The organism is Limosilactobacillus sp. C0001E2 (genome assembly GCF_056590915.1).
In genome coordinates, this window is record NZ_JBWPXC010000001.1 from 289,833 (window position 1) to 316,324 (window position 26,492).

The following is a 26,492-nucleotide window of genomic DNA, read 5'->3' on the forward strand; positions in this document are numbered from 1 at the left end:
GGACTAAAAAGAGCGTTACCCTGGTCGTTATCAACCGGACTAACGCTCTATTAAAGTAATATTCTAATTTCGTACTGAATTACTCAATTCCTGTAGTGAATCAATCCCCAACTTATCTAGTAAAGCCGGGAGTTGTTGAGCAATGTGTGGGCAAGCATTAATGTCTTTAAAGTGTGCTGCTCCTACCGCCACGGCATTCGCACCAGCCATAAAGAATTCGACAACATCCGCCGCTGTTGCAATTCCCCCCTGGCCAATAATCGGGAGTTTGGTTGCGTGGGCCACTTGGTAAACCATCCGCACGGCTAATGGTTTAATTGCTGTACCAGAATAACCGCCCATCCCGTTTCCGAGAACAGGTTTGCGCGTTTTAATATTAATATGTAATCCTAAAACGGTATTGATCAAACTTAGGCCGTCAGCGCCTCCCGCTTCTGCCGCCTTAGCAATCTCCACGCTATCAGTAACATTGGGCGTTAACTTAACGTAAACGGGAACTGCCCCAACAACGTCCTTCACTGCTCGCGTAATTTTCTCTACAGCATGGGGATCCACACCAAAAGACATCCCACCATGGGCAACATTCGGACAGGAAACGTTGAGTTCTAAAGCACCCACTAAACCACTAGCCGCCAACTTAGTTGCCACGGTCACGTATTCAGATAACGAGGCCCCACCAACACTGCCTAAAATTGGTAAGTTGGGGTAATTTGCATGGAGCTTAGGCAGTTTTTCCTTTATCACTACGTCTACGCCAGGATTAGTCAACCCGACTGAATTCATTACCCCATCAGTTAATTTAGCAATTTGTGGTTGAGGATTCCCGGTTGTGGCGCGAGGAGTGGTGGTCTTAATGGCAAGTGCACCCAGTTGATTAAAGTCGACTTGGTCAGAACCCCATGCATCACCAAACCCAAAGGTCCCAGAAGCAGGCATCAATGGAGTAGACATGTTTAACCCCGGTAATTTAACAGCAATTTGATTAGTCATAGTAAAACTCCTCACGTTTTTACAGTGCTTGAGTAGCAAATGAACGGTTTTCCAATGCCCGTAACAGTGCATCCACGGTGTCTAAGGCAGTCAACAATGGGACATTATGTTCAATGGCAGTTTGCCGAATAATAAAGCCATCCGATGTCTTTTGATAATCATGTCCCATCGTGTTAATAACGATATCAACCTCATTCCTGATCGCGTCAAGAATATTATGCTGTCCTGCTTCATGGAGCTTATCCACCACTTCGACATGCAGTCCATTTTTTTGAAGAAAATCGGCAGTTCCACTTGTGGCGAGCAAACGGTAGCCGATTTTAGCGAACCGTTGGGCAATTGGCAAAATTGCTTGTTTATCATGATCTTCAATCGTTAGCAGAACGTTACCATTTTCTGGAAGCTTCATTTTGGCGCCCACAAAGGCTTTATATAAAGCTTTTTCGAAGGTTTCATCGCTGCCCATCACTTCACCAGTCGATTTCATTTCGGGTCCTAGGAAGGCATCAACATCATCCAGTTTATTAAAGCTAAAGACTGGAGCCTTAACGTGAACCGTTTGCGGTTCGCGGTATAAGCCATCTTGATAACCTTGGTTCTTCAATGATTCGCCGAGAATAACCCGGGTCGCGACCTGTGCCATTTCAATTCCCGTAATCTTACTTAGGAATGGGACCGTTCGACTAGCCCGCGGGTTAACTTCCAAAACATAAGCCTCATGATTATGAATAATAAATTGAATGTTCATAATACCGATGCACTTCAGCGCAAGACATAATTTTTTGGTAGCGTCGACAATCTGTTGCTTGATATCTTGGTCAAAACTTTGTGGTGGATAAACCGCCATTGAATCACCAGAGTGGACTCCAGCGCGTTCAATATGCTCCATGATGCCAGGTAAGAGAACGTCTGTCCCATCACAAATGGCATCAACTTCACATTCACGTCCTTCGAGATATGCATCAATCAAAATAGGATGATCAGCTGCAACGTTAGCGTTATCTTGCAAGTATTGTTCCAGCTCAGTTTCGTTATAAACGATTTCCATCGCTTTGCCACCAAGAACATAACTTGGCCGGACTAACACCGGATAGCCAATTTTGGTTGCGGCAGCAATAACCCCTTCATGAGTCGTCGCTGTCAAACCAACGGGTTGCTTCAACTGCAGATCCTTAATAACTTGATCGAAGACCCGTCGATCTTCTGCAGCATCCAAATCTTGCACGCTGGTTCCCAGGATCTTAATTCCATGTTGATCCAACCCCGCTGCAAGGTTAATGGCAGTTTGCCCACCGAATTGAACAATCACTCCTGCTGGTTGTTCTAAGTCACAAACATTTAAAACATCTTCTAAGGTTAACGGTTCGAAGTATAACTTATCTGAAATTGAAAAGTCTGTTGAAACCGTTTCGGGATTTGAATTCATCACAATTGCCTCATACCCATGTCGTTGAATTGCTTTGACACAGTGGACGGTGGCGTAGTCAAATTCAACCCCTTGACCAATTCGAATGGGCCCAGAACCAATTACCAAAATTGCTGGTTTTGTAGAGCGGTGACTTTCATTTTCATGATCATAAGTACTGTAAAAGTATGGCGTTGCCGAAGCAAATTCGGCTGCACAAGTATCCACCATCTTATAAACAGGGACAATCCCATTAGCAAGCCGTAATTTACGGACGGCATCCACAGTAGTTTCCCAAAGATGAGCAATTGTCTCATCACTAAAGCCGTATTGCTTGGCTTGTTTCAAAACTTCGCGGTCATCCGGATGATTTTCAATTGTGGTTTCCAATTCCACTAAATGTTGAACAATATCTAAAAAGTAATCGTTAATTTTGGTTAATTCGTGAATATCTTCAATTGAATAGCCACGACGGAATGCTTCCGCAATGTAGAATAAACGGTCATCCTGTGCATGGACCAATTTATCTTCTAATTCCACATCCGTTGCCTGATGAGCTGCTGGTAAAAAGAAATCCTTTGTATCAATTTCCAGAGACCGGACCGCCTTTTGAAAAGCCTCTTCGGCATTGCGGCCGATGGCCATGACTTCTCCCGTAGCCTTCATTTGGCTGCCCAATGTCCGATCAGCCCGCGTAAATTTATCAAACGGCCACCGTGGAATCTTGCAAACAACATAGTCTAATGCTGGTTCAAATTCCGCATAGGTGGTCCCGGTAACGGGGTTAATAATTTCATCCAATGTCAACCCAACCGCAATTTTGGCCGCCATTTTAGCAATTGGATAGCCAGTAGCTTTGGAAGCTAATGCCGATGACCGCGAAACCCGTGGGTTAACTTCAATCACATCATAGTGGTAACTATTGGGGTCTAAGGCAAGCTGAACATTACAGCCCCCTTCGATTTTCAATGCACGAATCAGCTTGAGGGCACAATCCCGTAACATTTGGTATTCACGATCCGATAAAGTTTGGTTGGGGGCAAAGACGATGGAATCACCAGTGTGGATCCCCACTGGGTCAAAGTTTTCCATACAACATACCACCATCGCATCGTCTTTGGCATCCCGCATTACTTCAAATTCGATTTCTTTATACCCGGCAATGGATTTTTCAATTAAACACTGGGTGACCGGTGATAAATCAAGTCCGTTGGCCGCGATAATTTTCATTTCATCATCGTCATGACACATTCCGCCACCAGTACCACCCATTGTAAAAGCCGGCCGGACAATCACCGGGTAGCCAATTTCATGGGCAAATGCTAACGCTTCGTCAACCGTTGAGACCGTTTGCGAAGCCGGAACTGGTTCATGCAATTGTTGCATTAATTCCTTAAACCGTTCCCGATCTTCAGCTTGGTCAATTGAATCTAATTTGGTTCCCAGTAATTGGATCCCCAATTCATCTAAAAGACCAGTCTTAGCAAGAGCCACAGCTAAGTTCAAGCCAATCTGACCACCTAATGTTGGTAAGATGGCATCCGGATATTCCTGGCGAATAATTCGGGAAACTGATTCGACTGTTAACGGTTCAATATAAACGTGATCAGCAATCTCATTGTCCGTCATAATGGTTGCTGGATTAGAGTTAACGAGGACCGTTTCATAACCTTCTTCTTTAAGAGCTAAACAGGCTTGAGTCCCTGAATAGTCAAATTCTGCTGCTTGACCAATAATAATGGGACCGGAGCCAAATACCATAATCTTATGAATATCCTTGCGTTTAGGCATAATTAGCGTTCCTCCTTTTGCTGATCAACCATATTGATAAAATCGTCAAACAATGCGTCTGCATCGTGGGGACCAGGAGCTGCATCCGGGTGAAATTGTACTGAAAATGCTGGATAATGCTTGTGCCGCAGTCCTTCAATCGTCCCATCGTTCACTTCTTCATGAGTGATTAACAATTGATCCTTATCAATGGACTTCGCATCAACCGCATACCCGTGATTTTGGGAGGTAAACGCGATCTTGCCCGTTGCAATATCCCGGACAGGATGGTTAAAGCCACGATGACCAAACTTCATCTTGTAAGTTTTTGCTCCATTGGCTAACGCAAAAATTTGGTGCCCCATGCAAATGCCAAAGAGTGGAAAATGCTGCTCAATTTCCGCCACCATTTTAACTGCTGAAGTCATTTCTTCCGGATCACCAGGACCATTGCTCAAAAGAATACCATCCGGATTAAGGTTCATGATTTGTTGGGCCGTGGTTGAACAAGGTACCACAATCACATTACAGTCACGCTTGGCTAACTCCCGAAGAATACTGTGCTTGATTCCAAAATCAACGACCACAATGTTGCGCTTTGTTCCCGGATTCGGGTATGCGGACTTAGTGGAGACTTTCTGAATAATTCCCTTGGTTGGTTGCACCTGCTTTAAATGCGCAATTACCTCATCAACCTGTTCAACACTATCCACAATCGTGCCCCGCAAGGTTCCATGTTCACGCAATTGGCGGACTAATTCACGAGTGTCAATTCCTTGCAAACCTGGAATATTATTTTGTTTTAAGAAGTGTGGTAAAGTATCTTGCATCCGCCAACTGCTAGGGCGCCGTGCCAATTGTCGACAAATTACCCCCTTAATCTGTGGTTCTAGACTTTCCAAATCATCTAAATTAACCCCATAGTTACCAATTAAAGGGTTAGTAAACACCAGAATTTGGTTGGCGTATGACTGATCGGTAATTGACTCCTGATAGCCCGTCATTCCAGTGTTAAAAACTACTTCCCCAATGGTTGAAACCGTGGCACCAAATCCTTCACCGGCAAATACACTACCATCTTCTAACACTAAGTATCGCTTCATATTATTTTTCCTTTCGTTGGTAAACTACTTGCCCATCAACTAAAGTCATGACGGTCGTACCGTAAACTTCATCACCAGTAAATGGGGTATTAATGCCCTTTGATTCATAATCATTAGCATTAATCGTTGCTGAATGGTCAATATCAAAAATAGCGATATCGGCTGGCTTTCCCGGTTCTAAATGACCAGCTTGTTCAAGGTGGAACAAGTCAGCCGGCTTGGCTGTCATTAAGTCGATCAGTTTCGAGAGGGAAATAATTCCAGGCTGCACCAACTTAGTGTAGAGTTCACTAAAGGCAGTTTCGCTTCCGGTGATCCCATTGGCCGCGTGACGGAAGTCAGCTGGCTTATCCGCAACCGTGTGAGGAGCATGATCGGTAGCAATCATATCGATCGTGCCGTCTTGTAATCCGTGAATTAATGCTTGTCGATCAGCTGCCGTCCGCAGTGGTGGATTCATTTTGTAGTTCGTATCATGACCATCAATATCATCAACCGTTAAGAGTAAATGGTGTGGTGAAGCTTCGCAGGTTACGTTTACCCCTTGTTGCTTAGCCAAACGTACCATTTCAATGCTTTCTTTTGTGGAAACGTGGCAAATGTGATAATGAACTCCTGTCGCCTTAGCCAAGACCAGATCACGCGCTACTTGGGCTGACTCAGAAACACTTGGCGCACCAGGTAAGCCCAATTCCTTTGACCGTTGGCACTCAGTCATCACCCCACCAAACAGTAACGAATTATCTTCAACGTGAGCAGCTAGTGGCAAGCCGACTTTGGCGGCTTCTTGCATTGCTCGATACATTGTGCCCGCTGTTTGCACCCCGGAACCATCATTGCTAACCGCAAAGGCGCCCGCCTTCTTTATACCAGCAAAGTCAACGAGTTGATCGCCAGTCCGGCCCGTCGTGATCGTGGCAAATTGTTCAATATGCACGACCCCTTCTTGCCGATTCCGTTTGACCATTTCAGCCAACCGTTCGGGAGTATCTGGACTGGGCGTTAAATTTGGCATCGCCCCAACTGTCGTAAAACCACCATGGGCAGCAGCTAAGGAACCAGTCTTGATGGTCTCCTTTTGTGTTTCACCAGGATCGCGGTAATGAACATGGACGTCAACTAACCCTGGCGTAACTAACATTCCCGTTGCATCAATCGTTTTATCGACGTCGTTTCTAAAACTCCCTGGTTTTCCAATCGCTTGAATCATTTGACCATCAATCAAGATATCTGCCACAAGCAAACGACCATCCACATCAACTGTTCCATTTTGAATCAGTGTTTTCATTATTTTAATCCTCCTAGGTGCCGGCCACGTAGCACAGCTTCCAACATTGCCATCCGCATGAAGACGCCATTCTGCATTTGAAGGAAGAAGGCACTCTTTGGTGCTTCCACTAGGTCACCTGCTAATTCAACATCGTGATTAATTGGACCAGGGTGCATGATCAAGCATTCTGGTTTTAATCGATCATATCGGGCCTGGTTAATCCCATATTCGGCATGATACTTGGCTGCATCAAATTGGCTTTCGTTTGCATCTCCAGCGTGGCGTTCGTGTTGAACCCTCAATAGCATCATAACGTCAACTTGATCAACCAATTCATCCAAGGACCGATATTCTCCATAACGATCAAAGGCGTGATCGTACCAATATTCAGGACCGGAAAAGTAGACCTTGGCCCCCAGCCGCGTCAAAATTTCCATATTGCTGCGGGCTACCCGCGAGTTGGTAATGTCTCCGACAATGGCAACTTTTAATCCCTGAAAGTCCCCAAAGTGTTCATGAATTGTCATCATATCAAGTAGGCTTTGGGACGGATGCTGACCACTTCCATCTCCGGCATTTACAATTCCAAGGTTAAGATGATGGTTGGCTGTCGGATGAATTAATGGTTCATAGTATTCATTTTCTGAATCGCGAATTACCGTCAAATCAACCCCTAGAGCATTCATCACTAAACAGGTATCATACATAGTTTCACCCTTGCTGCGGGAACTGTGCGAACCATCAAACGGAATTTCAGTCAAGCCTAGCTTTTTTTCTGCCATCGCGAAACTTGTGTGAGTTCGGGTGGAATTCTCAAAAAACATGTTCGTTACGTATACCGGTTGCGTAAGCTGTGGTACCGCACCACCTTGCTTAAAGGATTCCGCCCGATTAATTAACGCCTTAATTTCTGGAACGGTTAGGTGTTCAACACTAACAAAATGAGGTAATGCTACTAAATCTTCAGTCATAATATTCTCCTCTATAAAAATAAAACCCGGTCGCAATAATTGCTCCGGGGGGGGTTCACGCCTAGCATGATTTTATTACCATCTCACCCTCTCTGGAGCACCCTTAATGGTCAATTATTTGATTAAATTAATCTGATCGTGCTGATCAACTTCTGATAAATTAACTTGGACTTTTTCGTCGTTAGCAGTGGGAATATTTTTTCCAACAAAATCTGGACGGATTGGCATTTCACGATGTCCCCGATCAACTAAGACTGCAATGCTAATTCGTTGTGGACGTCCCATATCCATTAAAGCATCCATTGCCGCCCGCATCGTCCGGCCAGTATAGAACACGTCATCCACTAAAACGATGTGCTGGTTGTCAATATTGTCCGGAATTTGGTTGGTTAATTGGCTGGCTTCAGAATTCTGCCGATCATCGCGATAAGCGAAAACATCAACTGCAAAGACTGGAACATGGGCCCCTTCTAGCTTTGTCATTTGATCCGCAATCCGTTTTGCAAGGAATTCTCCCCGAGTCTTGATGCCCACTAAAATCAGGTTATTAATTCCCTTGTTCTTTTCAATAATTTCGTAGGTCAGTCGCGTCAATGACCGTTGAATTGTTAAGTTATCCGCAATTGTCTTTTCCATATGAACCACCTTTCACTTTTCGATGTCCAATAAGAAAACCCCTAGCTACATCAACCGTGTAGTCTAGGGGTTGCGAGATAAAAACCTAGCCATGCTAAGTAATATTTAACCGCTCCTTACTAGCCTCACGGGACTAACTTAAAGGACATTGATTGCCAATATAATATAAAGAAAATTTAAGAATGTCAACGCCATTTTAAAAAATAGTTATGATAAAATTATTGTATAAACCAACAAAAAGTAAGGAGACTAAATTGAAGGAAAAATATCAATTAAATTTAACTGAGCTGAAGCAACAATTTGGCATTCAAGACTGGACGACCGGATTATCTAGTCAAGAAGCTGCCCAACGACTACAAGAAAATGGCCCCAACGAAATTGAAGTGAAGCCAACTCCTAAATGGAAAATTTTCTTACGTCAATACAACAACATTGTGATTTACATTTTGCTGGCCGCGACCTTATTAACAATCTTAATCGGTCACTATACCGATGCCGTGGTAATTACTGCCGTAGTGATCTTAAATTCGCTAATTGGTTATTTCCAAGAAACAAGTGCTGCCAACACCTTGGCCAAGATTAAAGAAATGATGGCCCAACACGCTACGGTCTACCGCAATGGTGAACGTCAAGACGTCAACGCAGCCGACCTCGTAGTTGGTGACGTGGTCTTTCTTGAAGCCGGTGATAACGTTCCCGCGGACCTGCGGATCGTCTCAGCTGACAATCTGCGGATTGAAGAATCCGCGTTAACTGGTGAAACAAACTCGGTCATCAAAACCGCGGAACCGTTAGTCGATGATAATGTTCCCCTGGCGGACCGGGTCAACATGGCATTTGCTTCCACATCAGTCACCAGCGGGAGCGGAATGGGTATCGTTGTGGCGACTGCTGAACAAACTGAAATTGGTAAGATTTCCCAAGAAGTCGCGCAAATCAATACGCAAAAGACCCCGCTAACTAAGGAAATCGATTACGTTGGTAAGGTCGTTTCTTACATTACCATCATTGCGTCGGTGATTGTCTTTATCGTTGGCTTCTTCTTGAAAATTTACTCACTACCGGCTCTGGCACTAGCGGTCGTCGCCATGCTAGTTGGGGCCATCCCTGAAGGATTACCAGCAATTACCTCTGTGATTCTGGCCTTTGGAATTAGTAAAATGGCTAAGCTGTATAAAACCATTATTAAGTCAATGCCTGCGGTGGAAACGTTAGGATCAGTGGACGTTATCGCGACTGATAAAACTGGGACCCTAACTAAGAACGAAATGAGTGCAACGGAACTGTGGGTCGGTAACCAGCATTATATGGTGAGCGGGAATGGCTACGCCCCCGTTGGAGAAATTACGATCGCTGGTCAGCCCGCCGAAATGACTAGTGACTTGAAACTTTTTCTTGAAGCTGGTTATCTAGCCAATGACACTATTTTGACAGAAAATGATGGTAAATGGTCAATTAACGGTGAACCAACTGATGGTGCATTCCTCACCCTTTACCGAAAGGCATTCGGGATTGACTATCAGTCACCATATGAACCGGAAGATCTTCTACCGTTTGATTCAGATTACCGCTACATCGCAGAATTAACCAAAAACCTGGAAAATCGCCGTCAGTATATTTTTGTTAAGGGCTCGCCTGATAAACTTTTTGAAATGGCAACCAAAGGGGACCCAAACTTCGCACTGGATCAATGGCAGCAACGGGTTGCTGATTGGTCAGCGGATGGTAAACGGGTGATTGCCGTTGGTTATCGTGAAGTACCTAGCAATGAAACACTGACCGACGTTGAACATGAACACCTTTTTGCAGGGATTAAGTTGCTTGGTTTAGCAGCACTGCGGGACGAACCCCGTAAAGAAGTCATTGCCGCCCTTAAAACCATGAATAAGGCTGGGGTGGCTGTTAAGATGATTACCGGTGACGACCCAACAACTGCGCGAGCAATTGGGAAAGAGCTTGGTTTGGCACCGGGTGAAATTAACGCCATTACCGGTGCTGAATGGGATCAGTTACCAGAAGACGCTCGCCCAGATGTTGCCGATCAAACCCAAGTCTTTGCACGGACGACGCCACAAAATAAACTTGAGATTATTGAAGCACTCCAAAAGAAGCAAAAAACAACCGCCATGGTTGGTGACGGTGTGAATGATGCGCCAGCCCTCAAAAAGGCTGATATTGGGGTTGCAATGGGGATTAAGGGAACGGACGTTGCTAAAGACTCAGCTGATATGATTCTTGGTGATGATAATTTTGCCACAATGGCGGCAGTCATTAAAGAAGGACGGCGAATCTACGACAACATTAAACGAAGCATTCTCTTTCTGCTTCCAACTTCCTTTGCGGAAGGATTAGTGGTTGCCTTTTCACTGTTAACCGGACAGGAAGTTCCACTACAACCTTCTCAATTGCTATGGATCAACTTGATTTCCGCGATTACTATTCAATTCGCCTTTGTCTTTGAACCAGCGGCCAAGGGGATTATGAATCGTGAACCACGACCGGTCCATCAACGGCTGATGAATCGACATGATTTGATTCAAATGGGATATGTTGCAGCCCTAATGGCAATCTTTGCCTTAGTCGGCTACGACTGGTTTATTCATGCTGGAGCAGATACAATTAATGCTACAACGATGATGGTAAACACAATTGTTTTCAGTAAGATCTTCTACTTCTTCAGTATTCGAACTGACGACTACGGTGTTCACCGTCTTAACAGCATTACTGCTAAAGCCTGGGGAGTTATCCTCCTGATGATTGGGTTCCAGTTAATCCTCACCTACGTTCCCTTCATGCAAAGTGTTTTCCACGTTGAAGGGTTAAACATTATTGAATGGATTGCCGTCCTTATCTTTGCTGCCCTGACCTTCATCTTGGCAGAACTAGATAAATTAATTATGGTTATTCGCCAACGATAGTTTTAATTTCAGATCAATAAAGGCGAGACAGAAAATGTCTCGCCTTTTATATTGTTATTTCACTGGTTGTTTAAATAAATCATTGAATGCTTCCGCCATTGTTGGATGAGTGTAAATCATGTCACGAAGCATTTCATATGGTAAATGGCCCTTCATCGCTAGCGCAACCGTGTTAATTAATTCGTGGGATTCTTCCGCATAGATCGTTGCCCCTAAAATTTCATGTGAATTTTGGTCAACAATCGCCTTAAAAATACCACGTTGATCTTCAATTACCCGGGCTTTTGGAATAGCATTAGCCATTAATTTGAAGACCAATACCTTCTTCCCTGCCTGTCGAGCTTCTTCTTCGGTCATCCCGACACTGGAAAGTGGTGGCGTGATGAATGTACTGTGAGGAACGACATTGCGGTCTGCCGTTGTCCGTTGCCCATCACCAAATAGCTGATCCTTAACAATCCGGAAATCATCAAGTGAAATGTAGGTAAATTGAGGCCCACCATTCACATCACCCAATGCCCATACATTATCAACGGTTGTTTTAAGGTACTGATCAACCTTAATTGCACCCCGCTTGGTTAATTCGATGTCGGTATTGTTAAGCCCAAGGTCCGCAGTATTTGGCTGCCTTCCGGTAGCAACTAATAGTACGTCAAATTCTTGTTCACTTGTTTGACCGTTTTGGAGATAACTAATCATTACATCATGATCTGTCGAGTGAACACTTTGTAATTCACTGTTCAATTCAACATTAATGCCAGATTCTTTTAAGTCAGTCGCTACTAATTTGGCTGCTTCTGGCTCCGTGCGTCCTAAAAGCTGATCATGATGATCAAAAATGGTCACATCACTACCATAGCTATTAAACATTTCAGCAAATTCTAGGCCAATGTGCCCACCACCTAGGATTGCTAACCGTTTTGGCAAACTAGGTAGTGTCATCGCTTCTTTAGACGTTACAATGCGCTTACCTAACTGTAATCCGGAAATATTCGGAATGATTGGCTGAGCACCAGTATTAATAAAGATCCGTTCACCTTCAACGGTTACTTCAGTGCCATCAGCCTTGCGCACACTAATTTGATGATTACCAGTAAAAGTAGCCTTACCATCTAGGACTATGATTGTTGGTTCATCAGCAAGCATATGGTAGTTCTTGTTCCGCAATTGGGCAGTCATTTCGCCCCGTCGTGAAACGGCTTCAACAAATGGCACATTCCGTTGACCATTTAAAATTAAATTCTTTGATGGCAGACAGCCGATGTTAATACAAGTACCACCGTACATTTGGTTGGATTGTTCAATTACTAACACTTCTTCATGCTGAGTAGCCAGAAATTTAGCAAGGGTTTTACCACCCTTACCAAAGCCAACAACAATATTTTGGTAACGTTTTGTCATGGTGTCGCCTCCTGAATCTTTCAACTTGATAACTTACTTTTTATAAGTGTTTCAAATTAAGTATACATAATTTCTAGGTATTTGGCAATTAATTATTATGTCAAATTGATACTGAACCTGAGAAGTTTTACCACTAGAGTCCCCCCCTGATGCAAAAAAAGACCGCCTCACCAAAAGTGAGACGGCCTTTAGTATTTTGATAATCCCTTGTGTCGCAAGGGTTAAGACTACTTAACGTCGCGACGCTTTTCAGCAATCCGAGTAGCCTTACCAGTACGTTCACGTAAGTAGTACAACTTAGCACGACGTACACGACCATGGCGGATAACATCAATCTTTTCAACACGTGGTGTGTGAAGAGGGAATGTCCGTTCAACACCAACACCGTTACTGATCTTACGAACAGTGTAGGTAGCTGAAATACCTGAACCATGGCGCTTAATAACAACACCTTCAAACATTTGAACACGTTCACGTGAACCTTCAACAATCAGGGCGTGAACACGAACTGTATCACCGGCACGAAAATCAGGAATGTCATCCCGAAGTTGACTTGCAGTGATCTTTTCAATCAATTGATTTTGACGCATATCTTTTCTTTCCTTTCGCCGACATTCATTCTTTCCCTTGGGAACAGCGGAATACCGTTTATATGGCTAAACAGCCATGAATAAATATAACATAATTTGCGACCACACTCAACACCCAATTTGACTTTATGGGTGTTGACGGGAATTTAGCACTGAATGCCGAATTCCATAACCAAAATATACAATTAAGCCAAGAGCAAACCAGCCCACCATCAATAACTTAGCATCAACATTTAAATTCCAAAAGATGACCGCTGAGAATAACGCGGAAATTGCCGGCAAATATGGATAGCCTGGCATCTTAAATGAAGCTTCTGGAAGATCATGCCCCTCGCGTTTCCGCAATGTGTAAATACCCAATGACACAAAGATAAAGGCCACTAGGGTTCCTGCAGAAACCAAGGTTGCTAAGAACGTAAATGGAAAAACGGATCCTAAAATCATTGCGAGAACGGTAATGGTCCACAAGGCATGATTGGGAACCTTTTTATCATTAACATGACCTAGTGTTTTGGGTAAGAGGCCATCCCGACCAAAGGCATAAATTAAACGTGATGAGGCAAGCAAAATGGCAATCAACGCTGAAAAAATTCCGATAATGGCAACGATCGATAATAAATTGGCAGTAATATAATGTCCTGCATGTCGCAATGCCCAAGCTGCTGGTTCTGCATTTCCTTTATAGTTGGTGTATTTAAACATTCCGACCAACACTAGGGAAACTGCGATAAAGAATCCGGTACCGAGTACCAGCGTACCGATTAACCCACGGGGCATCGTTTTTTGTGGATTCTTTGTTTCTGCTGTATTAGCAGCAATTGCATCAAATCCCACGTAAGCAATGAAGATCTGCGAAGCTCCAGCCATAATCCCAGTCCAGCCACCAAAGGATGTTCCTGGTTGGTGCGGTGGAATAAACGGTACGTAATTCTGCGGATGGATTGCTGTCGCACCAACGACAACAAACATGATAATCACAACCAGCTTAATGGCTACAATCGTATTTTCAATCCGACTAACCTGGTGAACTCCACGTGATAACAGCACGCCGACAATTAAAATCGCTACGGCTGCCAAAATATCAACGTAGGAACCCTGTTGTGGGCTAAAACCACCTGTCAGTGCTTTCGGCAGTTGAATACCAAAACTGGCTAAAAAGCCTTGCATATAAGCAGACCACCCTGAAGCCACAAACGCCACTGAAATAAAATACTCAGCAAGCAGTGCCCAGCCGGCAATCCAGCCAAAAAATTCGCCGAACAACACATTCATCCACGAAAATGCCGAGCCAGCAAAAGGTAATACTGATGCTGTTTCAGCATAAGCTAATGCCGACAGACCAGCGCCAATCGCCGCCACAATAAACGCCAGTGGCACTGCTGGACCAGTATGGTCAGCTGCCACTATCCCCGGTAACGTGAATATGGCAGTTCCGACCACCATCCCAGTACCCAAGCCAATTAAGTCCAAAGTTGTCAAAGTTGGATCAAGATTGCCATCCTTCAATTGATAAACTGACGGATCCTCTTTTTGCAAAAGACGCTGAATAAACTTATTCTTCATCGTCACTCTCCTGATCTAACTTTAAATCTTGCAGCATAATTTCCTGTTCCCGTGTTAAATTGGCGGTCTCGAGTAAATCAGGACGGCGCTCCAATGTCCGGCGCAGTGATTCACGCATCCGCCATTCCTTAATTTTTTGGTGATTACCACTAGTCAGCACTTCTGGAACCTTCATGCCCCGAAAATCTGCCGGACGGGTGTATTGGGGATACTCTAGCAAACCATTAGAAAATGAATCCCCCATTGGTGAAGCTTGATTCCCTAAAACACCAGGAACAAAGCGCACAGTCGCATCAATCATCACCATCGCGGCTAATTCACCACCCGTTAAGACGTAATCACCTAAGGATGCTTCATCAGTTACTAAATTACGAATCCGTTCGTCATAGCCTTCATAATGTCCACAGATAAACGTTAAGTGCTCTTCTTGGGCTAATTCTTGGGCATACTTTTGGTCAAACCGACGACCGGCAGGATCCATCAAAATAACTCGTCCCTTTGGATATTTACCGGCAACTTCTTGATCGATCGCCGCCATTGCATCAAAAATCGGCTGGGCCTGCAAAAGCATTCCTGCACCGCCACCAAACGGTGCATCATCAACGTGACGGTGTTTATCAGTGGTGTACTGACGAAAATCCGTCACATTAATATCTAAAAAGCCATCATCTTGCGCCCGACCGACAATGGATTCGCCCAGGGTTGCCTGAAACATATCGGGAAACAGGCTCAAAATATCAATTCGCATTACTCTAACCCCTCCAGTAATTCTACGGTTACCACTTGCCGAGCTAAGTCCACATCCTTAATGACATCGTTAATTACCGGTAAAAGTAGGTCGCTTTGCTGCTTTCTTTGCACGACCCAGACATCATTTGCACCTGGCGACATAATTTCCTTAATCTTGCCTAAATGACGACCATCGACCGTCACTACATCCAAGCCGATAATCTGGTGGTAGTAATATTCACCATCTGCTAATTCGTCTTGTTGGTCACCAGAAACCGCGAGAAAACAATCCCGAAATTTTTCAACTTCGTTAATATTGTCTAACCCCTGAAACTTGACAAGTTCCATCCCCTTATGTGGACGAGCCTTTTCAATGGTTACTGGAAGATATTCATGATTTTTTTCAATTACCAATTGGCTACCAGCCTTAAATCGTTCATCCGCAAAATCGGTAATTGGCACCACCCGGACTTCACCGCGGATGCCATGGGTATTTACAACTTTTCCGACATGATAATAGTTTGGTTTTGGCATTACTCCAATCTCCTTTTAGTAAATTACGAAAAAAGACCGGGAATTTACTCCCAGTCCTTTTTAATGGCGATGATCATTAATGACTAACCGAATTTTCTTTGCGTTGATATGTTTGTTCCGTGCCCCTTCGACCACGGTCCGTAACGCACTCGCAACATGTCCTTGCCGACCAATCACTCGACCGACGTCAGTAGCGGAAACGTCTAATACGTATTCCCGATACCGTTCAGTATCGCGCTCAGTCACATTAACAGCACTGGGCTCTTGAACTAATGGCTGAACTAACGTCACAATCAACTTTGAAAAATCAATTTCTTTCATGCATTATGACCTCAAAACCACTACTTTTTAGCGTACTTAGCTTCGTGGTACTTCTTCATAACCCCAGCCTTTTGAAGCATGTTACGAACAGTATCAGAAGGTTGTGCACCCTTTTGCAACCATTCCATGACAGCGTCTTCATCAAACTTAACTTCCTTTGGAGTGGTAAGTGGGTTGTAAGTACCAAGACTAGTGATGAAACGACCATCACGTGGTGCACGTGAATCAGCTACAACGATCCGGTAGAATGGACGTCTCTTAGAACCCATGCGCTTTAAACGAATCTTTACGGACATTAATGACACCTCCCTCGGCTTTTTTCTAACAGGTAATAATATACCAATTTTTTAGAAGAATGTAAAGTATTTTTTCTTGACAGGCTTAATTATTTTTACGCCGATTCTGATCACGGACTAATAATCCTAAAGTTGACATCATGGTGATTAATCCTAAGCTCATTAAGCCAAACCCATCTTGACCAGTTTGAGGGAGTTTCTTCGCTTGCGTGGTTTGGTCCTCACGAGAGGCTTTCTGATTATCAGTAGTCGTTTTTTGTTCGGATTGAACTACTTCTTGTGGTGCCTGAGATGTTGGCATTGGTGTTACGGATTGCGGATCATCAGCCTTTGGATCCGTCTTTGGTTCATCATGCCCTGGATTAGGAATGTCCGGCTGCGGCGCTGGAACTACTTGTTGTGTGTATTTGACCGTCCGTTCGAAATTAAGCGTATCATGGACAACATTAACCGCTGGGATCACCTTTTGATCTGCTACGTACCCATCAATTAATGGCGAATTAATGGCCGCAATCGTCTTCCGTGATGGTTGCCAATCATCCCAACTTTCTTCTTTAGTAACTTCGTCCCGACTCCCTTGCAGAATGAAAGATACTTGACGAACTTGATCTGGTGCGGCCTTTTGACCTTGTAATTAGTACCTGATTCACCAGTTAATGGTCCTTCAGAGTGCACTTCTTTACCGTCCGTCGGCACAAAGTTCGTTTTACCAGGGTTATTACGCAATGCGTGATCAACATCAATATAATGGACTGTTACTGAACTCATTTTTGGTGCCGGTGCTAAATAGATTGTGACAATCTGATCGACACTGGAATCATGATCAAAAGACGCTGGCAATTGGTCTGTCTTCTTTAGTTTGGTATCTGAAGAATTATGATCAACAATTGCATAGCGAGCATGAGATCCAGAGTCAGAATACTGTTGGTACTTCTGTAAAAGGTGATCCCACTTTTGTTGCGTAGCATTACTAATATCAGCATCTGATTTACCGGTTTCTAGTAATGTCCTTGGGACAAGCGTTGAATGATAGTTACCATTGGCGTCTTCTAACACAACTTGATAATAAAGATGCTGAGGCTGCCCCTGATAAACGACATTGACTACTAATGCCTTTTCAGACGGATCATAAGTTACTTGACGAGTATAATCAGACGCACTCGTTGAGTCTCCATAGGTAAAGTAACCTTGGAAGCCCGTCTTGGTAATTGGCGTCTTTAAATCGCCAGCTTGGTAGGCAGTGTACCCATCAATGACTGGAACGTCGACATCATAAAACTGCCCTTCTTGGAAATGGTTATTTTCTGGCGAAGTCCCATTAAACCAAGTGGCGCCCTTATCTGAACTAACAAAGGTAACGGTCCGGACGCTATCATTAGCTGCTGACTTCCCGCCAACTTGATCATACCAATAATGGATAATTTGCTTGGCAACTCCTTGATTAAAGGTTGGCCGTTGCCCGACTGCAATCCCGTAATTATTAGGAGCATGCAGAATTGTTTGCGGATTTTTCATAAAGAAGTAGCCTGCTTGACCATCTTCACCAACATTCGTTAGCTTAATCTTCTTGCCCTGTTGATCCGTAACTTGGACTTGCCAAGGATGATTTTCAAGTTCTTTGATTAAACCGTCGTCCACTAGCACTCCTGCAACGTGATGATAGTTGGGGTACTTTTTGGCAATTGCATTCGAATCATCAGAATCATAATTTGAAATTTCCGCATCCGCTGGTGGCAACAAATCAAAAGCATCTTTCGGTTTCCAACTCAGTAGAGTAACGGTCGAAGCATATGAACGGGTACCATTTTAATCATGGCGAAAACCTAAATAATCGCCATCAATATGGACATGATACGTCTTGGTGTTACCATTCTGTGTACTCGTAACGGTTACTTGAGGTTTAGTAATTACCGTCTCACTACCTACCGCAATTTTTTCATTGTCCACCAATGGATCCGCTGACTGGGTTTCACTTGTCCCCACAATCGTCCGTTTCAGATCCTGCTGAACTTGATCATCATCCGCAAAGAAGTACTCAACCTTATCAGAATCAGCTGGTTTAGTAACCGTGAGATCAAAATAGTCGCCCGCCTTTAGTTGTTTAACTTGCTCATTTGAAAGGTTAAATTCAAAACTTAACTTTGTGGATCCCGCCGTTGAGATACCATTTTGATCAGTCTGTCCCTGAACCTTTTCGACCTGAACGTTTGAAACGTTCTCATTAGTCAGTTGATCCTTGACATTATGCTCAGCGGTGGGCACCGTTGATTCTTGATCATCTGACTGACCACCGGTCGGCTCAGAGTTAGGTACTTCAGTTACAGCACGATTATCGAGTGTATCTGCAAAGCCATTCTCCTGTGTCACTCCTAAGTTGATAGGAGAACAGAAGCAACCCCAATACTTAACTTCCGTAAACCATAATGTTGAATCCGTTGATCTGAAAAATGGTGATTATTCTTTCCTGTCATCATCATCATCGCTCCCCAAATTTTTAATTATGATATTAAATGATAAATAATCGTAACCTTAACTAGAATATCACTATTAATTTAATTATCAACATTTAACCGCCGTAAATTTTTAAAATTGGCTGACCATAGGTCAAACTGATTTTCGTAACACTAGCATTGACCGGTTCCGCAAGATTTTCGGGGTGCTTAAGTCCTAATAAAAGAGCCACCCATAATTTAATCGTCATGCCATGTGAAACCACCAACACTTTTTCGTCAGCGTCATCATTTAAATCAGCCATAAAGCTTTGCAAACGGGCTTGGGCTTGTTGATAATGTTCTCCACCAGAGATTTTCCACGACTGACCAAAATGAACCAGATCATGAAAATACTCTGGATACTGATCCAGAAGATCCTCAATTTTCTGTCCGTCCCAGGATCCATAATCAAACTCAACTAAACGTGGATCATAAGTCAATGTCGTTGATTGACCAACAATAATCTGCGCTGTCTCACTAGCCCGGCGCAATGGACTCACATATACACGGTCAAAATGGTGGTTAACTAACCGATCTTTAGTTAATTCTGCTTGTTGACGACCCTTACTAGTTAGTGAAGTATCAACTTTCGCTCCTTGTAAAATGTGAGCAGCGTTAGCCTTGCTCTGCCCGTGCCGAACTAAATATAATTCCATTGCTATTCCTCCCAAGTTATTGATCATATTTTAACTCAATACAAACAAAAAACTCTAGAAAGTTGCTTTCAACCCTCTAGAGTTTTTTTCATCAGTGACAGCTTACTTCTTGCGTAATTTACGCAGCTTCTTCATTCGTTTTAATTTATCTTTCTTCATTTTACGTGCCATCCGGTTCATCGCCATCTGCCCCATTTTACCACCAGGCATTTGACCACCCATCATGTTTTGCATTCCAGAAAAGTTACCATTGGTTACTTGCTTCATCATCTTCCGCATTTGGCCAAACTGTTTAATCATCCGGTTAACTTCAACGATTGGTCGACCAGCACCCGCTGCTAACCGACGACGGCGACTTGGATTCATCAAATCCGGATTTTCCCGTTCTTCTGGGGTCATCGATTGGATAATCGCCTTAATATGAAGAAACTGTTTTGGATCAATGTTGAGGTTCTTTAATGCTGGATTATTAGCCATTCCCGGCATCATTTTCAAAATATTTTCCAGTGGGCCCATGTTACTAATTTGATCTAATTGGGCGAGAAAGTCATTGTAATCAAATTCATTGGCCCGCATCTTTTCCATCGTTTCTTGGGCCTGCTCTTCATCAAAATTCTTTTGGGCCTTTTCAATTAGGGTCATCATGTCCCCCATACCCAAAATCCGTGAAGCCATCCGATCAGGGTGGAAAACATCTAAGTTCTCCATCTTTTCACCTTCACCGACAAACTTGATTGGTTTACCAGTGACTGCACGGATAGACATTGCAGCCCCACCACGGGTGTCACCATCTAACTTAGTCAGAACTACCCCGGTAACATCTAGCTTGTCATCAAAGCCTTGAGCAGTCGCAACGGCGTTTTGCCCGGTCATTGCGTCGACCACCAGTAAAATTTCATTTGGTTGGGCTAATTCTTTAATATTAGCTAATTCATCCATTAACTGCTCATCAATTTGTAGACGACCGGCAGTATCAATAATCACGTAGTCATTATGGTTGGCCTTGGCCACAGCTAAACCTTCACGAACAATTTCAACTGGATCAACGTCCGTTCCTTTTTCAAATACGGGCACGTCAATGGAGTCCGCGACCTGTTGTAATTGTGTAATGGCCGCCGGCCGGTAAACGTCCGCCGCAATGAAGAGTGGCCGAGCATGATCCTCATTTTTCAGACGGTATGCTAACTTACCAGCGGTGGTCGTTTTACCTGCCCCTTGGAGCCCAACCATCATAATTACGGTTGGAATGTGTGGCGCCTTATTTAGAGCGACGGCCTCACTCCCCATTAATTCGGTTAATTCATCATTAACGATCTTGACGATTTGTTGCGCCGGATTTAATCCCTTTAAGACTTCTGCACCAGTCGCCTTTGTCCGAACCTTTTTTACGAAATCCTTAACTACCGTAAAGTTAACATCGGCTTCCAATAGAGCGAGCCGAATCTCCCGCATCGTCTCTCGTAAATCTGCTTCTGTAACTTTTGGCTTCCGCCGCAATTTCTCCATGGCTTTTTGCAGCCGTTCCGTCAATCCTTCAAATGCCATTGGTATCCCTCTTTATTCTTCTTCTAGATTTTCCAAGTGTGTCACCAAGTGATTTAGTTGTTGATCATCTGGATAGTGATCATGAACATACCGTTGAATTCGTTCCGCTTGCTGATTACGGCGACTAAATTCGGCATAAAGATGTAGCTTCTGTTCATACCCTTCCAGTGCTTTCTCGGTGCGTTTAATATTATCATAGACTGCCTGCCTTGACACGGAAAAATCCTCCGCAATCTCTCCCAAAGAGTAATCATCCGCATAGTACAGCTGCATATAATCATACTGTTTTTGGGTTAACAGTGGAGAATAAAATTCAAATAGGTCATTAATTCGCTCATTTTTTTCTAGTTCCACTTTTTCACCTCATTATATGGATCAACACTAATCAGTAGTGGTAACTAAGCCCTTAAATAATCCATAGACAAATTCACTTGCATCGAATTTTTGGAGATCGGTGACCTTTTCACCTAAACCAACGAATTTCACTGGCAAATGAAGTTCATTGCGAATCGCTAAGACGATTCCTCCACGGGCGGTACCGTCTAGTTTAGTTAAAACAATCCCGGTAACATCCGTACTTTCTTTAAAGAGTTTAGCTTGATTTAATGCATTTTGACCAGTGGTGGCATCTAATACAAGTAATACTTCGTGAGGCGCATCAGGAATTTCACGGGTTAAAATCCGTTTCATTTTGGCTAACTCATTCATCAAGTTGACCTTGTTTTGTAGTCGACCAGCGGTATCTACAAAGAGAACATCATAGTCTTCCGCCTTGGCTTTTTTTACACCATCGAAGACCACCGCGGCTGGATCACCATTTTCTGGTCCGGTTACGATATCAACTCCGTCGCGTTTAGCCCAGACGTCCAACTGCTCAGTTGCTCCTGCCCGGAATGTGTCAGCGGCAGCAAGAAGCACTTTTTTACCTTCGTTTTTAAAACGCGCGGCCATTTTACCAATGGTGGTCGTTTTACCAGCACCGTTGACTCCAACAAACATGATCACGGTTGGCCCGGATTGAGCAAAATTAATTCCCGTTTGTTCATCTTGACCAGCGGCATCATATAATTCAACCATCTTTTGAATAATGACATTAGAAACGTCCTGTTTCGACTTAGCGTTTTGTAACTTAACTTCTTCCCGCAATGAATCACTTAATTTCATTGCCATATCATAACCAACGTCAGATTCAATCATTAAATCTTCTAAGTCTTCAAAGAAGTCCTCATCAACATGGCGGAAGTTAGCGAGAAACTTATTTAGTCGGGCCCCAAAACCGTTTCGTGATTTTTCTAATCCAGCATCATACTTCTCTTCGCTGGTCTTATCAGTAGAAGCGCTATTTCCTGGTTCATTTGGGGTTGCTTCTTCTTCATCTGATTCAACCGTCGGCTTCTCATTTTCTTGAGATGATAGAGTTTCATCAACCAATGATTCAGTCGTAGTTGAACTTTCTTTATTTTCTGTAACCGTATCATCTTCATCAGCGGGACGGTCTATATGGGTTGCCGCTGCAGACGCTGAGTCCTGTCGCTCCGTTTGGGAGACTTCAACCGACTCTGTCGAATTCTCCTGCACATTTTCCGTTGGTGTCGTGTCCTGAGCTTGGTCACCCTTGGTAGATCCTTCGGCCTCTGGATCTTTGGTTGGAGTTGGCTTTACTTCTTCTTGTTCGTCTTGGTGTCGTTTCCGACGAAAAATATCAAATAATCCCATCTAATTTCACCTCGTTATTGATTGGCTGTCTCTTCACCTAGCGTTTTGGCAACATCAACTGAAACTACTTCGGAAATTCCTGATTCCTGCATGGTAACTCCGTAAAGAACATCTGCATTCCGCATTGTTCCTTTCCGGTGTGTAATCACAATAAACTGCGGACCAGAATTGCCAAATCGATCCAAATAGTTGGCAAACCGATCAACATTGACATCGTCTAATGCCGCTTCTGGCTCATCAAGAATAGCAAATGGTACTGGTCGCACTTTCAAAATTGCAAATAATAATGCAATCGCCGTGAGGGCTTTTTCACCACCAGATAGCAGACTTAATTGCTGATTTTTCTTGCCAGGCGGTTGCGCCATTATGTCCACTCCTGTTTCCAGCAAATCGTCAGGGTCTGTCAAAATTAACTTAGCCTGACCACCATTAAAAATTTGGCTGAATGTTTCCGTAAATGATTGGGAAACTTCATTAAAGGTTTTAATAAAGCGTTGCTTGACCTGGTCATCCATCTTATCCATGGTAGTTTCTAGTTGTTTCTTAGCCGCCAGTAAATCATCCTTTTGCCCAGTTAAGAATTGGTAACGTTCTGAAACTTGTTTGTATTCATCAATTGAACCGAGATTAACGTTACCAATTTCAGCTAAGCCTCGTTTTAATAGTTTAATTTGGCGGGCTAATTTCTCATCAGAAATTGTTGATTGATTTTGCTGAGCTTCTTGGAGTGTCATGCTATATTGTTCGCTAAGCTTGTTCAAGCCCTGATCAACGGCAGCTTCCAAATGACCTTTCTGATCATTTAAGCCAGATACATCATTTAATACTGCCCGGGTTAATTCTTGTAATCGCTCATTTTCTGCGGTTGCTTGATCAATTTTTTCTTCTAAGTCCGTTTGCCGATCATTACACTCACTAACGGCTTGACGTGCCTTCTTCAAAACAACTTGGGCCTGTTGTAAAGCTGTTTCTTGATCCTGCGTGCTCGTTTGATCATCGGCAGCTCCCTGTGCCAATTCATGTAATTGTTGTTCAATGGCTGCCAATTGTTGTTGTACATCAGTTCGTTGACGAATCAGTTCATCATGCTGATCGGCAAGTTGCCGCTGACGTTCCTTGGCGACTGCCTGTTCTTGCTCCAATTGATGCATAACTTCGTCTTGACTAGACGCATTGGATTCTAATTCAGCAATTTGTTTTTTAGTCTGTTGAACCTGATTCTTGGCATCAGTTAATTGCTGGTTTAAGTCCGCCGTCTTTTCTTCATTCGCTTGTTGCTGATTAGTAAATGATGCCTGTTGATCATTACGCTGGTTAGCCTGAAACTCAAGAGCTTGGACCCGCCGTTGTAATTCGTTTAAATGATTTTCAGCAACCTCAACCGTAGTTTGCAAGCGGTCAGTTGCCTGACGCTGCTCATTAAATTGTGCTTCGGACTGTTCAATCGTTTGTTGGTTAGCCTGTCGCGCGGTCGCCAGTTTTTGAACCCGTTCTTTTAAAGCAGATGCATTTTGTTGTTCTTGCTGCAAAGCTACCTTTAATTTGGTTAACTGTTGCTTTTGGCTCAATAAACCAGCCCGTTGATGGCGATTTGCGCCACCCGTCATGGCACCACTGGCATTAATTAATTGACCATCTAACGTGATAACCCGTAACTGGTGGTGTCCTGCACGACTGATGGCTGTAGCGTGATCAAGATTATCCACTACAACCGTTGTCGACAGCAGATGGTTAATCACGGTCTTAAATTGATCAGAATACTGGATTAACTGGGTAGCTTGACCAATAAAGCCAGGCAACTTTTGAACATCAGTCAGTGTTTTAGGTGTCCATCCTGGACGAATCGTATCTAATGGCAAAATGGTTACCCGACCACCACGATGACGAATCAAGTAATTAATAATTTGTTTACCAGTACTTTGATTATCAACTACTAATTGCTGCAGTTGACTTCCCAGTACAGTTTCAATTGCTGTGGTGTACTGAGCTGGCACCTGGATCAACTCACTGACTGAACCAGCCAGGCCTTGAAACTGCTGACGTTCTTTCAAGATCGTTTGAACCCCAGCATAATAACCAGTGTAGTCCGTTAACATCGCCTGATAATTTTTGACTTGCTGTTCAGCCGAACGAACCGTTCCTAAAGATTGATACCATTGCTTTTGGACCTGTTCATATTGACCCTGCAACTGTTGACGATGCTGATTTGCTGCCTTCAATTCACGCTCAGCCCTCGTCAACTTAGTTTGTGCTGCTGTTAATTCTTTTTGTTGGGCAGCTAACTGTTGGCGAGCCGTATTCAATTGATGACGGCCTTCAACCAGGTTTTGCTGATCTTGCTTTACAACGTTTAAGTTACGTTCATGGTTTTGCTTTAAGTACACCCGCTCATTATGCAGCGTCGTCAACTGCTGCATTAAATCAACTTGGCGCTCTTGGAGCTGTTCCAATTCCTGATTTAGTCTTTGAACCCGTTCCGCCGCACTCAATGATTGCAAATCTTTTAATTTTTTTCGCTCTGTTAATAACTTGCTCTTTAGCTCCGCAGCTTGATGCTCATTTTGGTCTAACTGCTGAGTAAGTTGCTCCTGGCGTTCCTCGAGATCCTGTTTTTGCGATGATAACCGCTGCTGATCTTTAAGCCGTTGTTCCTGGCGAATAGAAGATAGCGACTGCTGATTTTGTAATTTAGCAATTTCTTCAACCTTAGCAGTAACCTCATTTTGGGATTGATCTTTTTGTTGAAGAACCTGGCGCCGATTGTCCTGAAGCTTTTGTAAAGTATCTTTTGCCTTTTTAGCTTGCTGATCATACTGGATGCTCATTTGATTAGACTGATCCAGTTTCTTTCGAATACCGGCCAGTTCATCCTGATCTCTTAATACCTGACGAACCGTTTGCGTACGATCAAATTGATCAAGCTTTTGTTTTTGTTCTAAATAATCTTGCGCCAGTGAACTTTCTTCTTTTAGCGGTTCTAGTCGACGTTCTAATTCAACGACAATATCATTAACTCGGTCGAGACGCTCGTCGGTTTCCTTGAGTTTCTTTTCAGCGGTCGTTTTATTTTGCTTATACTTAGCAACCCCTGCGACCGTTTCAATAATGTGGCGACGATCGCCCGGTTGTCCATTAAAGATTTCGGCGACCCGGCCTTGCGAGATAATTGAAAATGACTCACGACCAATTCCTGAATCAATAAATAAATCTACAATATCTTTTAAGCGGACGCGATGATCATTAATTAAGTATTCACTATCGCCATTACGATAAAGCTTTCTAGTAACAGTAATTTCAGAATATTGGCTTTGCAAATAATGGTCACTATTATCAAGGGTCATTTTAACAACCGCCCGATTGAGCGGATGATGATCCTTAGAACCATTGAAGATCACATCAACCATTTTGCCACCACGAAGTGTCTTTGCAGATTGTTCCCCCATGACCCAGCGGAGAGCTTCAATGACATTACTCTTCCCACTACCATTGGGGCCGATAATACCAGTCATCCCAGGCTGGAACTTAATCGTGGTCTTATGGGCAAATGACTTAAACCCATCAATTTCCATTGACACAAGTTGCATTA

23 protein-coding genes are annotated in these 26,492 nt (G+C 43.5%); 1 reads left to right on the plus strand and 22 read right to left on the minus strand.

Features of this window, described 5'->3' with window-relative positions; translation table 11 throughout:
* Positions 1–63: 63 nt before the first annotated feature.
* From AC1EKL_RS01420 to pyrR, 6 genes are all read right to left on the minus strand, one after another.
* On the minus strand, positions 64–990 hold the full coding sequence (locus AC1EKL_RS01420) for a dihydroorotate dehydrogenase (protein WP_480189176.1): 927 nt from the start codon (positions 988–990) through the stop codon (positions 64–66).
* Positions 991–1,009: 19 nt separating this feature from the next.
* Positions 1,010–4,186 carry a carbamoyl-phosphate synthase large subunit gene (gene carB / locus AC1EKL_RS01425; protein ID WP_480190172.1) on the minus strand — a complete coding sequence of 1,059 codons (3,177 nt, stop codon included), beginning with the start codon at positions 4,184–4,186 and terminating at the stop codon, positions 1,010–1,012.
* 2 nt (positions 4,187–4,188) lie between these two features.
* On the minus strand, positions 4,189–5,268 hold the full coding sequence (locus AC1EKL_RS01430) for a carbamoyl phosphate synthase small subunit (RefSeq protein WP_480189178.1): 1,080 nt from the start codon (positions 5,266–5,268) through the stop codon (positions 4,189–4,191).
* Between the two features lies 1 nt (position 5,269).
* Positions 5,270–6,556, minus strand: a complete 1,287-nt coding sequence (locus AC1EKL_RS01435; protein WP_480189179.1) for a dihydroorotase — start codon at positions 6,554–6,556, stop codon at positions 5,270–5,272.
* The gene (locus AC1EKL_RS01440; RefSeq protein ID WP_480190173.1) at positions 6,556–7,509 is read right to left on the minus strand and encodes an aspartate carbamoyltransferase catalytic subunit; all 954 of its coding nucleotides are present in this window, start codon (positions 7,507–7,509) and stop codon (positions 6,556–6,558) included. The genes AC1EKL_RS01435 and AC1EKL_RS01440 overlap by 1 nt, the downstream gene beginning before the upstream one ends.
* Positions 7,510–7,623: 114 nt before the next feature.
* Positions 7,624–8,145 (minus strand): bifunctional pyr operon transcriptional regulator/uracil phosphoribosyltransferase PyrR, encoded by a 522-nt coding sequence (gene pyrR / locus AC1EKL_RS01445; RefSeq protein ID WP_480190174.1) that lies wholly within the window; start codon positions 8,143–8,145, stop codon positions 7,624–7,626.
* A 254-nt stretch (positions 8,146–8,399) separates the two neighbouring features.
* On the opposite strand from pyrR, the gene AC1EKL_RS01450 reads away from it, so the two are divergent.
* Positions 8,400–11,063: an HAD-IC family P-type ATPase gene (locus AC1EKL_RS01450; RefSeq protein WP_480190175.1), complete on the plus strand. Its 2,664-nt coding sequence runs from the start codon at positions 8,400–8,402 to the stop codon at positions 11,061–11,063.
* 54 nt (positions 11,064–11,117) lie between these two features.
* Here AC1EKL_RS01450 and AC1EKL_RS01455 read toward each other — a convergent pair whose 3' ends face one another.
* The 16 genes from AC1EKL_RS01455 to smc all read right to left on the minus strand — a co-directional run bounded on the left by AC1EKL_RS01455 (position 11,118) and on the right by smc (position 26,490).
* Positions 11,118–12,464 carry an FAD-dependent oxidoreductase gene (locus tag AC1EKL_RS01455; RefSeq protein ID WP_480189183.1) on the minus strand — a complete coding sequence of 449 codons (1,347 nt, stop codon included), beginning with the start codon at positions 12,462–12,464 and terminating at the stop codon, positions 11,118–11,120.
* A 227-nt stretch (positions 12,465–12,691) separates the two neighbouring features.
* Positions 12,692–13,054 (minus strand): 50S ribosomal protein L19, encoded by a 363-nt coding sequence (gene rplS / locus AC1EKL_RS01460; RefSeq protein ID WP_006916165.1) that lies wholly within the window; start codon positions 13,052–13,054, stop codon positions 12,692–12,694.
* 126 nt (positions 13,055–13,180) lie between these two features.
* Complete coding sequence (locus tag AC1EKL_RS01465; protein ID WP_480189908.1) at positions 13,181–14,617, minus strand: APC family permease; 1,437 nt, start codon at positions 14,615–14,617, stop codon at positions 13,181–13,183.
* Positions 14,607–15,365: a tRNA (guanosine(37)-N1)-methyltransferase TrmD gene (trmD, locus tag AC1EKL_RS01470; RefSeq protein WP_480189185.1), complete on the minus strand. Its 759-nt coding sequence runs from the start codon at positions 15,363–15,365 to the stop codon at positions 14,607–14,609. Before trmD ends, AC1EKL_RS01465 begins: the two co-directional genes overlap by 11 nt.
* The gene (gene rimM / locus AC1EKL_RS01475; protein ID WP_480189186.1) at positions 15,365–15,880 is read right to left on the minus strand and encodes a ribosome maturation factor RimM; all 516 of its coding nucleotides are present in this window, start codon (positions 15,878–15,880) and stop codon (positions 15,365–15,367) included. The genes trmD and rimM overlap by 1 nt, the downstream gene beginning before the upstream one ends.
* Before the next feature lie 60 nt (positions 15,881–15,940).
* On the minus strand, positions 15,941–16,201 hold the full coding sequence (locus tag AC1EKL_RS01480; protein ID WP_480189187.1) for a KH domain-containing protein: 261 nt from the start codon (positions 16,199–16,201) through the stop codon (positions 15,941–15,943).
* Between the two features lie 20 nt (positions 16,202–16,221).
* On the minus strand, positions 16,222–16,497 hold the full coding sequence (gene rpsP, locus AC1EKL_RS01485) for a 30S ribosomal protein S16 (protein WP_006916172.1): 276 nt from the start codon (positions 16,495–16,497) through the stop codon (positions 16,222–16,224).
* An 85-nt stretch (positions 16,498–16,582) separates the two neighbouring features.
* Positions 16,583–17,083 carry a mucin-binding protein gene (locus AC1EKL_RS01490; RefSeq protein WP_480189232.1) on the minus strand — a complete coding sequence of 167 codons (501 nt, stop codon included), beginning with the start codon at positions 17,081–17,083 and terminating at the stop codon, positions 16,583–16,585.
* Positions 16,987–18,237: a mucin-binding protein gene (locus tag AC1EKL_RS01495; protein WP_480190176.1), complete on the minus strand. Its 1,251-nt coding sequence runs from the start codon at positions 18,235–18,237 to the stop codon at positions 16,987–16,989. The genes AC1EKL_RS01490 and AC1EKL_RS01495 overlap by 97 nt, the downstream gene beginning before the upstream one ends.
* Positions 18,238–18,303: 66 nt before the next feature.
* Positions 18,304–18,864: a hypothetical protein gene (locus tag AC1EKL_RS01500; RefSeq protein WP_480190177.1), complete on the minus strand. Its 561-nt coding sequence runs from the start codon at positions 18,862–18,864 to the stop codon at positions 18,304–18,306.
* A gap of 2 nt (positions 18,865–18,866) precedes the next feature.
* Positions 18,867–18,971 (minus strand): YSIRK-type signal peptide-containing protein, encoded by a 105-nt coding sequence (locus AC1EKL_RS01505; RefSeq protein WP_480189190.1) that lies wholly within the window; start codon positions 18,969–18,971, stop codon positions 18,867–18,869.
* Between the two features lie 92 nt (positions 18,972–19,063).
* Positions 19,064–19,645 (minus strand): histidine phosphatase family protein, encoded by a 582-nt coding sequence (locus tag AC1EKL_RS01510; RefSeq protein ID WP_480189191.1) that lies wholly within the window; start codon positions 19,643–19,645, stop codon positions 19,064–19,066.
* 102 nt (positions 19,646–19,747) lie between these two features.
* On the minus strand, positions 19,748–21,190 hold the full coding sequence (gene ffh / locus AC1EKL_RS01515; protein WP_480189192.1) for a signal recognition particle protein: 1,443 nt from the start codon (positions 21,188–21,190) through the stop codon (positions 19,748–19,750).
* Positions 21,191–21,202: 12 nt separating this feature from the next.
* Positions 21,203–21,544 (minus strand): putative DNA-binding protein, encoded by a 342-nt coding sequence (locus AC1EKL_RS01520; RefSeq protein ID WP_480189193.1) that lies wholly within the window; start codon positions 21,542–21,544, stop codon positions 21,203–21,205.
* Between the two features lie 27 nt (positions 21,545–21,571).
* Positions 21,572–22,906: a signal recognition particle-docking protein FtsY gene (gene ftsY, locus AC1EKL_RS01525; RefSeq protein ID WP_480189194.1), complete on the minus strand. Its 1,335-nt coding sequence runs from the start codon at positions 22,904–22,906 to the stop codon at positions 21,572–21,574.
* 14 nt (positions 22,907–22,920) lie between these two features.
* Positions 22,921–26,490, minus strand: coding sequence for a chromosome segregation protein SMC (gene smc, locus AC1EKL_RS01530; RefSeq protein WP_480189195.1), 3,570 nt, complete (start codon positions 26,488–26,490; stop codon positions 22,921–22,923).
* Positions 26,491–26,492: the final 2 nt, after the last annotated feature.

Excerpts from the sequence above, each read along its gene's own strand:
- AC1EKL_RS01420 (WP_480189176.1), bottom strand. The coding sequence starts at position 990 with ATGACTAATCAAATTGCTGTTAAATTACCGGGGTTAAACATGTCTACT.
- carB (WP_480190172.1), bottom strand. The coding sequence starts at position 4,186 with ATGCCTAAACGCAAGGATATTCATAAGATTATGGTATTTGGCTCCGGT.
- AC1EKL_RS01430 (WP_480189178.1), bottom strand. The coding sequence starts at position 5,268 with ATGAAGCGATACTTAGTGTTAGAAGATGGTAGTGTATTTGCCGGTGAA.
- AC1EKL_RS01435 (WP_480189179.1), bottom strand. The coding sequence starts at position 6,556 with ATGAAAACACTGATTCAAAATGGAACAGTTGATGTGGATGGTCGTTTG.
- AC1EKL_RS01440 (WP_480190173.1), bottom strand. The coding sequence starts at position 7,509 with ATGACTGAAGATTTAGTAGCATTACCTCATTTTGTTAGTGTTGAACAC.
- pyrR (WP_480190174.1), bottom strand. The coding sequence starts at position 8,145 with ATGGAAAAGACAATTGCGGATAACTTAACAATTCAACGGTCATTGACG.
- AC1EKL_RS01455 (WP_480189183.1), bottom strand. The coding sequence starts at position 12,464 with ATGACAAAACGTTACCAAAATATTGTTGTTGGCTTTGGTAAGGGTGGT.
- rplS (WP_006916165.1), bottom strand. The coding sequence starts at position 13,054 with ATGCGTCAAAATCAATTGATTGAAAAGATCACTGCAAGTCAACTTCGG.
- AC1EKL_RS01465 (WP_480189908.1), bottom strand. The coding sequence starts at position 14,617 with ATGAAGAATAAGTTTATTCAGCGTCTTTTGCAAAAAGAGGATCCGTCA.
- trmD (WP_480189185.1), bottom strand. The coding sequence starts at position 15,365 with ATGCGAATTGATATTTTGAGCCTGTTTCCCGATATGTTTCAGGCAACC.
- rimM (WP_480189186.1), bottom strand. The coding sequence starts at position 15,880 with ATGCCAAAACCAAACTATTATCATGTCGGAAAAGTTGTAAATACCCAT.
- AC1EKL_RS01480 (WP_480189187.1), bottom strand. The coding sequence starts at position 16,201 with ATGAAAGAAATTGATTTTTCAAAGTTGATTGTGACGTTAGTTCAGCCA.
- rpsP (WP_006916172.1), bottom strand. The coding sequence starts at position 16,497 with ATGTCCGTAAAGATTCGTTTAAAGCGCATGGGTTCTAAGAGACGTCCA.
- AC1EKL_RS01505 (WP_480189190.1), bottom strand. The coding sequence starts at position 18,971 with ATGATGACAGGAAAGAATAATCACCATTTTTCAGATCAACGGATTCAA.
- AC1EKL_RS01510 (WP_480189191.1), bottom strand. The coding sequence starts at position 19,645 with ATGGAATTATATTTAGTTCGGCACGGGCAGAGCAAGGCTAACGCTGCT.
- ffh (WP_480189192.1), bottom strand. The coding sequence starts at position 21,190 with ATGGCATTTGAAGGATTGACGGAACGGCTGCAAAAAGCCATGGAGAAA.
- ftsY (WP_480189194.1), bottom strand. The coding sequence starts at position 22,906 with ATGGGATTATTTGATATTTTTCGTCGGAAACGACACCAAGACGAACAA.
- smc (WP_480189195.1), bottom strand. The coding sequence starts at position 26,490 with ATGCAACTTGTGTCAATGGAAATTGATGGGTTTAAGTCATTTGCCCAT.